General features: G+C 68.2%; 7 protein-coding genes. 3 read left to right on the top strand and 4 right to left on the bottom strand.

Annotated elements, in window-relative coordinates:
- The coding region (locus ABDV69_RS05160) for a hemophore (protein ID WP_343572268.1) at window positions 1-414 on the bottom strand (414 nt) is incomplete at its 3' end.
- Between the two features lie 287 nt (window positions 415-701).
- Between ABDV69_RS05160 and ABDV69_RS05155 the strand changes: the two genes are divergently transcribed.
- The gene (locus tag ABDV69_RS05155) at window positions 702-3,704 is read left to right on the top strand and encodes an MMPL family transporter (protein ID WP_343572266.1); all 3,003 of its coding nucleotides are present in this window, start codon (window positions 702-704) and stop codon (window positions 3,702-3,704) included.
- Window positions 3,701-4,240, top strand: a complete 540-nt coding sequence (locus ABDV69_RS05150) for an XRE family transcriptional regulator (RefSeq protein WP_343572265.1) — start codon at window positions 3,701-3,703, stop codon at window positions 4,238-4,240. The genes ABDV69_RS05155 and ABDV69_RS05150 overlap by 4 nt, the downstream gene beginning before the upstream one ends.
- Window positions 4,241-4,333: 93 nt before the next feature.
- Here the strand turns inward: ABDV69_RS05150 and ABDV69_RS05145 are convergent, their stop codons facing one another.
- Window positions 4,334-5,023 (bottom strand): hypothetical protein, encoded by a 690-nt coding sequence (locus ABDV69_RS05145; RefSeq protein WP_343572263.1) that lies wholly within the window; start codon window positions 5,021-5,023, stop codon window positions 4,334-4,336.
- Window positions 5,020-5,640 carry a hypothetical protein gene (locus ABDV69_RS05140; RefSeq protein ID WP_343572261.1) on the bottom strand — a complete coding sequence of 207 codons (621 nt, stop codon included), beginning with the start codon at window positions 5,638-5,640 and terminating at the stop codon, window positions 5,020-5,022. Before ABDV69_RS05140 ends, ABDV69_RS05145 begins: the two co-directional genes overlap by 4 nt.
- A gap of 52 nt (window positions 5,641-5,692) precedes the next feature.
- On the opposite strand from ABDV69_RS05140, the gene ABDV69_RS05135 reads away from it, so the two are divergent.
- Window positions 5,693-7,678 (top strand): M13 family metallopeptidase, encoded by a 1,986-nt coding sequence (locus tag ABDV69_RS05135; RefSeq protein ID WP_343572260.1) that lies wholly within the window; start codon window positions 5,693-5,695, stop codon window positions 7,676-7,678.
- A gap of 81 nt (window positions 7,679-7,759) precedes the next feature.
- Here the strand turns inward: ABDV69_RS05135 and ABDV69_RS05130 are convergent.
- A partial coding sequence (locus tag ABDV69_RS05130) for a L,D-transpeptidase (RefSeq protein WP_343572258.1) occupies window positions 7,760-8,650 on the bottom strand: 891 nt, incomplete at its 5' end.

The following is an 8,650-nucleotide window of genomic DNA, read 5'->3' as shown; positions in this document are numbered from 1 at the left end:
GCTCAGCGCGAACTGTGGGAACCCGAGCACCTGCGGAAGACTGATCGGTGGCGTCTGACATCTGCTCGCCAGGCCCGCCAGCGGCAGCGCAATGGTCTGAAGATCGCTGGCAGCCTTGGGATTCGCAGCGAGATAGGTCCGCAGCGAGTCGGCCGCCTGCGGGCCGGCCGGCTGCAGCAGGGCGATCGTCATCGCCTGGTTGGTCTCCGGGTGCCCGTCGAGGTAGTCGCCCGCGGACCGGGCCACGTTGCTGATGGTCCGCGCCATCTCGCTGGCCGCGCACGGGTCGGACGCCCCGACCGCCGAGGGTGCCGACAGCAGGACCGCCGCCGCGGCGCCGCCCAATCCGGTTGCGGTCAGCACGCCGATCAGTCGACGGCGCAGCGTCGCGGTGCTCCCAGTCAGGGACCTCATTGGTAGCTCCTCGTGGCTCGCGGGCAACCTTCGCCCCGCAGACAGCTCGCGGCGCGAGGCCGGCACGGGCCATCCTGCCATCGACTCCGCCGCCGCGGCCAACTCCGCGGGCGGGGATCTCGTCACACCTGTGGAACACCTGTACGGGGATCGCCACCGTTGCCGAGTCGTTGCAGCTCAGCGAGCCGGAAGCCACCTCGGCGGATACCCGGCTGCGGTAGGCTCGCGGGCACGCAATGCCTCGGCGCGTGACAACGAATGCGGGGAGAGAAGAAATCCAGCACTTCATGATGCGCTTGAGCGGCGGCCTGCGCAGGTTTCGCTGGCTGGTTTTCGCAGGCTGGTTACTCGCGCTGATACCCGCTCTCTACCTGGTGCTGACCCAGTCGGGTCACCTCACCGGTGGTGGTTTCGAGGTGCCCGGATCCCAGTCGCTGCGGGTGCACGACGCGCTGCAGGCGCACTACCCCGACCAGGGCACGTCACCGTTGGCGTTGGTCGCGGCGCCGCGCGCGGACGCCAGCTACCAGGACATGAACGCCGCCGCCGGCTTCCTGCAGCAGGTGGCCAAGCAGCAGCCCGATGTGGTGGTGGTGCCCAACCCGGCGCAGTCGTCGCCGCAGCCTGACCGGCCGTACGTGGTTTCGTTGCGGCTGGACGGCAACACCAACAACAGCGCCAGCGACGCCGCCAAGAAGCTGCGGGTCAAGGTCGGCGTCCAGGGCGAACGGCCCGGCCAGATGCAGAACGGCCGCGTCCGGCTCTATGTGATCGGGCAGGGTGCGCTCAGCACCGCCGCAGCGGCCAATACCAAGCACGACATCGCCAAGGCCGAGCAGTGGAACCTTCCGATCATCCTGATCGTCTTGCTGGCGGTGTTCGGTTCGCTGGCCGCTGCCGCCATCCCGCTGGCGCTGGGCATCGTCACCGTGATCATCACCATGGGCCTGGTCTACCTGTTGTCGGCGTACACGGTGATGTCGGTCTTCGTGACGTCGACGGTGTCGATGTTCGGTATCGCGCTGGCCGTCGACTATTCGCTGTTCATCCTGATGCGCTTCCGCGAGGAGTTGCGCGCCGGACGCCAGCCTCAGGAGGCGATCGACGCGGCGATGGCGACGTCGGGCCTGGCCGTCACGCTGTCCGGGATGACCGTCGTGGCCTCCCTGACCGGCATCTACCTGATCGACACCCCGGCGCTGACGTCGATGGCCACCGGCGCGATTCTCGCGGTGGCGGTGGCGATGCTGACGTCGACGACCATGACGCCGGCGGTGCTGACGACGTTCGGCCGGTCGGCCGCCAAACGCTCGGCGGCGCTGCACTGGTCGCGTCGGCCTGAGACCACCCAGTCGCGGTTCTGGACGCACTGGATCGGCGGAGTGATGCACCGGCCGTGGGTGTCGGCGGCGGCGGCGTCGGCGGTGCTGCTGGCGATGGCGGTGCCGGCGATGTCGATGGTGTTGGGCAACAGCCTGCTTCGCCAATTCAACTCGTCACACGAGATCCGTGCCGGGGTGTCGGCGGCCTCGGAAGCGCTGGGTCCCGGCGCGCTGGGCCCGGTGCAGGTGCTGGTGTCCTTTCCCGACGAAGACGCGTCATCGGCCACTCACACCCAGACCCTGACCGCGATCCGCGACCAGATCGGGAACGCGCCCAACATCATCTCGGTGGCGCAACCGGTGTTCGCCGACAACAACAGCAGCGCCATGCTGTCGGCGATGCTGGCGGTGGATCCGGAGGATCTCGGCGCCCGCAACACCATCTCCTGGCTGCGCATCCATCTCCCGCAGGCCGCGACCGGTTCGGCGCAGATCAGCGTCGGCGGGCCGACCGCGTTGATCAAAGACTTCGACGACGAGGTCTCCAAGACCCAGTGGCTGGTGCTGGTCTTCGTCGCGGCGATAGCGTTCGTGATGCTGCTGCTGTCGATCCAGTCGGTGTTCCTGGCGCTCAAGGGCGTGGTGATGACGATGCTGTCGGTGGCCGCGGCCTACGGCAGCCTGGTGGTGGTCTTCCAGTGGGGCTGGCTGCAAGAGCTCGGGTTCGCGCCGATCACCTCGATCGACAGCACGGTTCCGCCGTTGGTGCTGGCGATGACGTTCGGTCTGTCGATGGACTACGAGATCTTCCTGCTGACCCGCATCCGGGAACGATTCCTACAGACCGGCAACACCCACGACGCGGTGGCCTACGGCGTGAGCACCAGCGCCCGGACCATCACCAGCGCCGCGCTGATCATGATCGCGGTGTTCATCGGCTTCGCGTTCGCCGGCATGCCGCTGGTGGCCGAGATCGGGGTGGCCTGTGCGGTGGCGATCGCGGTGGACGCCACCGTGGTGCGACTGGTGATGGTGCCCGCGCTGATGGCGGTGTTCGCCGAGTGGAACTGGTGGCTACCGGCCTGGCTGGAACGCATCCTGCCGTCCGTCGACTTCGAAAAGCCTTTGCCCGCAGTCGATCTCGGCGATATTCTGATGATCCCCGACAACATCTCGGCTCCGGCGGTGCCCAGCGCCGACCTGCGGATCGTGCTGAAATCGGCGGCCCGGCTGAAGAACATGGTGCCCGACGCGATCACCGTCGCCGACCCGCTGGCCTTCATCGGGTGCGGACGCAGCAGCGAACCGGTGAAGCTGAAGGACAGCACCTACGTGGCCAGCTCCGCGACCCGCCAGTTGGCCATGATCGGGACGCCGAACGGCAACAACGGCACCAGCCATCAGTCGACGGCCCGGAAGTTCGTCGGCAACCTGTCGCACCGCGGCAGCGCGGGCCGGGCAGCGCCCCGCGCGATCAAGCCCGTCCACCCCGTCACGCTGTGGCGCGGGCGGCTCGCGGTCGCTCTGGATGCGCTGGGAGTCCAGGCCGCAGACGACGGGGACCCCCAGCCGCGGATCGAGCGCCGCAGCCCGGTGGAGACCACCCATGTGCAGCTGCCGACCGGTGACCGCCTGCAAATCCCTACCGGCGCCGAGACGCTACGACTCAAGGGCTACCTGATCATGAGCCGCAACAGCAGCCGCGACTACGCCGACTTTGCTGAGCTGGTTGACACCATGGACGCCGAGAATGCCGCGGTCGTGCTGGCCGGTATGGACAGGTATTACTCTGGTCAATCACCGCGTCGGCAGTGGGTCGCCAGCCAGTTGGTCCGTCGCCTCGCTGACCCCCATCCGGCCGATGTTGATAACGACGGTTGGCCCGAGTCCGATACGAAGGCAGACTGGGAAAGTGTCAGGCGACGCTGCCTGGCGGTGGCTGTGGCGATGCTGGAGGAGGCGAGGTGACGTTGGCAGCGGACCGACGCCATGGTGAGGCGCCGCACCGATCCCCGGCACGCCCCCGCACCGGTGACCGGCCCGTCGAATTCTGGCCGACGTCGGCGATTCGCGAGGCGCTGGAAGGTGGCGACATCGCCACCTGGAAGCAGATCGCGGTCGCTATCAAGCGTGACCCCTACGGCCGCACCGCCCGCCAGGTCGAAGAGGTGCTGGAGAGTTCGCACCCGTACGGAATCTCCAGGGCCCTCACCGAGGTCCTCGACCGCGCCCGCGCCCACCTGGAGGCCAACGAACGCGGCGAGGTGGCCCGCCACGTGCGGGTGCTGATCGAACGATCGGGCCTCAAGCTGCCGGAGTTCGCGTCCCGCATCGGCGTGCCCGTCGACGAACTCGCCTCCTTCCTCGAAGCGACCACCAGCCCGTCGGCGTCGTTGATGATCCGGATGCGCCGCCTGTCGGACCGCTTCGCGAAAGCCCGCTCGCACGAGTCACCTCCGCAGCCGGCCCCGCGCCCTGGGCAACGGCCGCCGCGCGGCTACTGAGCACGCTGCGGCAGCTTCGCGACGCGACGGCGGGTGGGACTCTAGCCGTCGAGGACAGTGTGGATGAGGTTGCGGACTGGTGGATTGTGACGATCAGCGCGGGTTGAGCGGCGACACGCCGACCACCAGCCAGTGGCCGCTCTGCTTGGTCAGCGTCACCCGCAGCGCAAGGATGGCGTTGTCCGGCGGCTGGCCCGGCTCGTTCTGGGTGGCGCGCATGACGACCGCCACGGCGGCTGCGTTGGGGCCGATCGCCTCGAGGCCCGCCTCCAGTGTCGCCGCGGTGGCGGTGATCTTGCGGCGCGCCAAATCCGTTGTGGCCTTGCCGAATTGCTCTTTGAACGTGTCGCCCTGTTCGGGCACCATCATGGCTACCGCCTTGTCGACGGCAGCCATCGGCTCGGACGGCGTAAACGTCGCGGTCGCCTGGGCCACGTCGACGGCGATGCGGACCACCTCGGCGGAGTCGACTTTCAGATTGTGGTCCGGCGTCGCCCAGTGCCGGTAGCCGGTCAGCACCGCGGCGACCACCGTCGCCGTGGTCAGCGCGACCACCGCCAGGCGCAGGCCGGGTGCGTCGTCGTCGGTCCCCACCGTCACCGAATCGCGGCGCAGCAGATAGACATTCACCGCGACACCCTCGACGATGAGCAGGATCAGCACCGAGCACAGCGACACCCACCACGCCGGCCAGGTCAGCACGTACCCGATCGCGAGCAGCGCTGCGATCGCGGCCAGCGGCGCCGCGATGTCGAAAGCCAGCACCCGCCAAGCGTTTCTCATCGGATGGACGCCAGCCGCGAGATCATCAGTTTGCCGTCCACGTCGGAAACGCCGAGCCGCAGATTCCAGTGCACGGTCTGCGGTTTGCCACCGGCGTGCTCGGCGACCGATGTGGCCACCACCATGACGGAGTCGGTGCGGCGCGCGACAGACGCCGGCAACTGGTCGGGCGGCTTGGGCCCGCCGGGTTGGCCGTCCAGGTCGTGGTGCACCGCTTCGATGGCGACGGCCTCGATCTCGCCGCGGCTGCGTGACTGAAGCCGCTCGACCACTTGCTGATACGGCTGGATCGAGGAGTCGAAGTCGGCGTTGAGTTCGCCGACGGTGCCGTCGTGCAGGCGCTGCAGGCTCTCCTTGATGTTCTCGGTGTTCATGTTGATCAGCACGCCGGTCCAGTCGGCCGCGGCCTGCATGGCGCGGGTCTGATAGACGCGCTCGTCGACGTCGTTGCGGTGGCCGGTCCAGATCACCACGCCGAGCGCGAGCGCCGCGACGCACAGCGCGCCCAGCACAGCCGAGGCGACGCCGTAGGGCGAGAACGTCGGGCCGTCGGCGTCGTCCGGCGTGTCCTTCGCAGCGCCGTCGTCGGTTGGCGCGGTCTGCTCCTCGTCGGGCATGGCGGTAAAGGTACCTGGTACCGCCACCTGGACGTTAAGCAACAATGGTGGCGTGACGGTAGAAGCTATCCGCTCGGGCATTGACCTGAGCCATGTCGACGACGCTGCCCGCCCCCAAGACGACCTGTTCGGTCATGTCAACGGTCGCTGGTTGGCGGACTACGCCATTCCCGCCGACCGGGCCACCGACGGGGCGTTCCGGTTGCTGGCCGACCGCGCCGAGGAGCAGGTACGCGACATCATCACCGAGGCGGCCGCGTCAAAGGGCGCCGAGGGCACCGACCCCCAGCGCATCGGCGACCTGTACGCGAGCTTCATGGACACCGACACCGTCGCCGGCCTCGGCGTCCGCCCGCTGCTCGACGAGCTCGCCGGCGTCGACGCCGCCCTGACGCCGACCGAGCTGGCCGCCGAACTCGGCGAGCTGCAGCGCACCGGCATCGGCGGTGGCACCGCGGTCTACGTCGACACCGACTCGAAGAACTCCACCCGCTACCTGCTGCACCTGAGCCAGTCGGGGCTCGGGCTGCCCGACGAGTCGTACTACCGCGACCCGCAGCACGCGGCGATCCTCGCCGAATACCCGAAGCACATCGCGCGGATGTTCGCGCTGGTCTACGGCGAGCACGAGGGCGACTGGGATGCGACCGCCGCGCAGATCGTCGCGCTGGAGACCAAGATCGCCGCCGCACACTGGGACGTGGTGAGGCGCCGCGATGCCAACCTGACCTACAATCTGCGGACCTTCGACGAATTGCGTTCGGAGGCAAGCGGTTTCGACTGTGCTGTGTGGCTGCACGGATTGGGCGTAACCGGTGAGCAGGCCGGCGAGGTGGTCGTCCGCCAACCTGACGCGTTGATCGCTTTCGCGTCGCTGTGGCAGAGCGAGGACATCGAGGACTGGCGGCGCTGGCTGCGCTGGCGGGTGATCAGCAGCCGCGCTTCGCTGTTGACCGACGACTTGGTCGACGAGAACTTCGCGTTCTACGGCCGCACGCTGTCGGGCACCGAGCAGCTGCGGATGCGCTGGAAGCGTGGCGTCGCGCTGGTCGAGGGCCTGATGGGCGACGCCGTCGGTCGGCTCTACGTCGAGCAGCACTTCCCGCCGGACGCCAAGGCCCGGATGGACGAGCTGGTGGCCAATCTGCGCGAGGCCTACCGCGTCAGCATCACCGACCTGGAGTGGATGACGCCGCAGACCCGGAAGCGGGCGCTGGAGAAGCTGGACAGGTTCACCCCGAAAATCGGCTACCCGGCGAAGTGGCGCGACTACTCCGCGCTGGTGATCGCCCGCGACGACCTGTACGGCAACTACCAGCGCGGCTATGCGCTGGAGTACGACCGCGACCTGGCCAAGCTCGGCGGGCCGGTCGACCGCGACGAGTGGTTCATGACGCCGCAGACCGTCAACGCGTACTACAACCCGGGGATGAACGAAATCGTCTTTCCGGCAGCCATTTTGCAGCCGCCGTTCTTCGACGCCGAGGCCGACGACGCGGCGAACTACGGCGGTATCGGCGCGGTGATCGGCCACGAGATCGGTCACGGCTTCGACGACCAGGGCGCCAAGTACGACGGCGACGGCAACCTGGTCGACTGGTGGACCGACGACGACCGCACCGAATTCGGCCTGCGGACAAAGGCTTTGATCGAGCAATACGACGCCTACACGCCTCGCGCACTGCGGGACGGCCAGCACGTCAACGGCGCGTTCACTGTCGGGGAGAACATCGGCGATCTGGGCGGGCTGTCGATCGCACTGCTGGCCTACCAGCTGTCACTGCAGGGCGCGAAAGCGCCGGTGATCGACGGGCTGACCGGCGTGCAACGGGTGTTCTTCGGCTGGGCCCAGGTGTGGCGCACCAAATCCCGCGACGCCGAGGCGATTCGGCGGCTGGCCATCGATCCGCACTCGCCGCCGGAGTTCCGCTGCAACGGTGTGATCCGCAACATCGACGTCTTCTACGACGCTTTCGAGGTCACCGCGGCCGACGAGCTGTACCTCGACCCGCAACGTCGGGTCAGGATCTGGAACTAGCGCCCTTGGCACGAGCAGACGCAGAATCGCATGCGGCGCGGCCCCGCAATGCGATTCTGCGTCTGCTCGCCGCTAAACCCCTTACAGCTGCCAGTCGTTGGAGCCGTCGTTCTTGCTGTAGGTCCCGATGGAGTTCTTCACGACGATGGGGTCACCGGTACCGAAGTTGGCGAAGAACCACTTCGCGTTTGTCGGGCTGATGTTGATGCAGCCGTGGCTGACGTCGCGCTTGCCCTGGTCGGCGACCGACCACGGGGCGCTGTGCACGTAGTCGCCGCTGTTGTCGAACTGCACGGCGTCCTCGACGTTGACCTTGTAGCCGTACGCCGAGTTGACCGGCACGCCGTAGGTGGACGAATCCATCACGACTTTGGCCTTCTTGTCGAGCACGTAGTAGGTGCCGTTCGGCGTCTGGTGACCGCCGGCGGCCATGCCCATCGACATCGGGAACGTCTGCTCCACCGCGCCGTTGCGCGTGATGACCAACTGGTGCGTGGCGTCGTCGGCGGTGGCCATCAGCGCTTCGCCGATGAAAAAGTCGTCCTGGGTGCCGGCCGCGTCGACGTGCACCGCGGTATGGGCGGGCCAGAAGCTGAGCGGACGCCAGCGCACCTGGCTGGGTGTCAGCCAGTAGAACTTGCCGGACACCGGCGGAGTCGACGACACATGGATCGCTTGCTCGGCCATCCGCTGATCTGCGATCGGGCGAGCAAAATTGATGATGATCGGCTCGGCAATGCCGACGGTCGAGCCGTTGACGGGGTTGAAGGTCGGCGGCACGAACGGCGGCAGGCCGGTGAACGGCTCGGGGTTCTGCCCGACGGCCGGACCGACCGGACCGGCCGGTGCGGCGGCCGGAACAGCCGGCGGCGCTGCGGCCGGGTCGCCGGGCAAAAGCGCGGGCGCCCCGGGCGGTGGTGGTGCGGGGGCGTCAGGCGGCGGCCCGGCCAGCGGGTCGGCGGGAGGCGGTGC

The organism is Mycobacterium sp., from assembly GCF_039583785.1.
Classification (GTDB): Bacteria; Actinomycetota; Actinomycetes; order Mycobacteriales; family Mycobacteriaceae; genus Mycobacterium.
The sequence above is the reverse complement of the archived record's forward strand: the minus strand, read 5'-3'. Positions and strand labels throughout refer to the sequence as shown.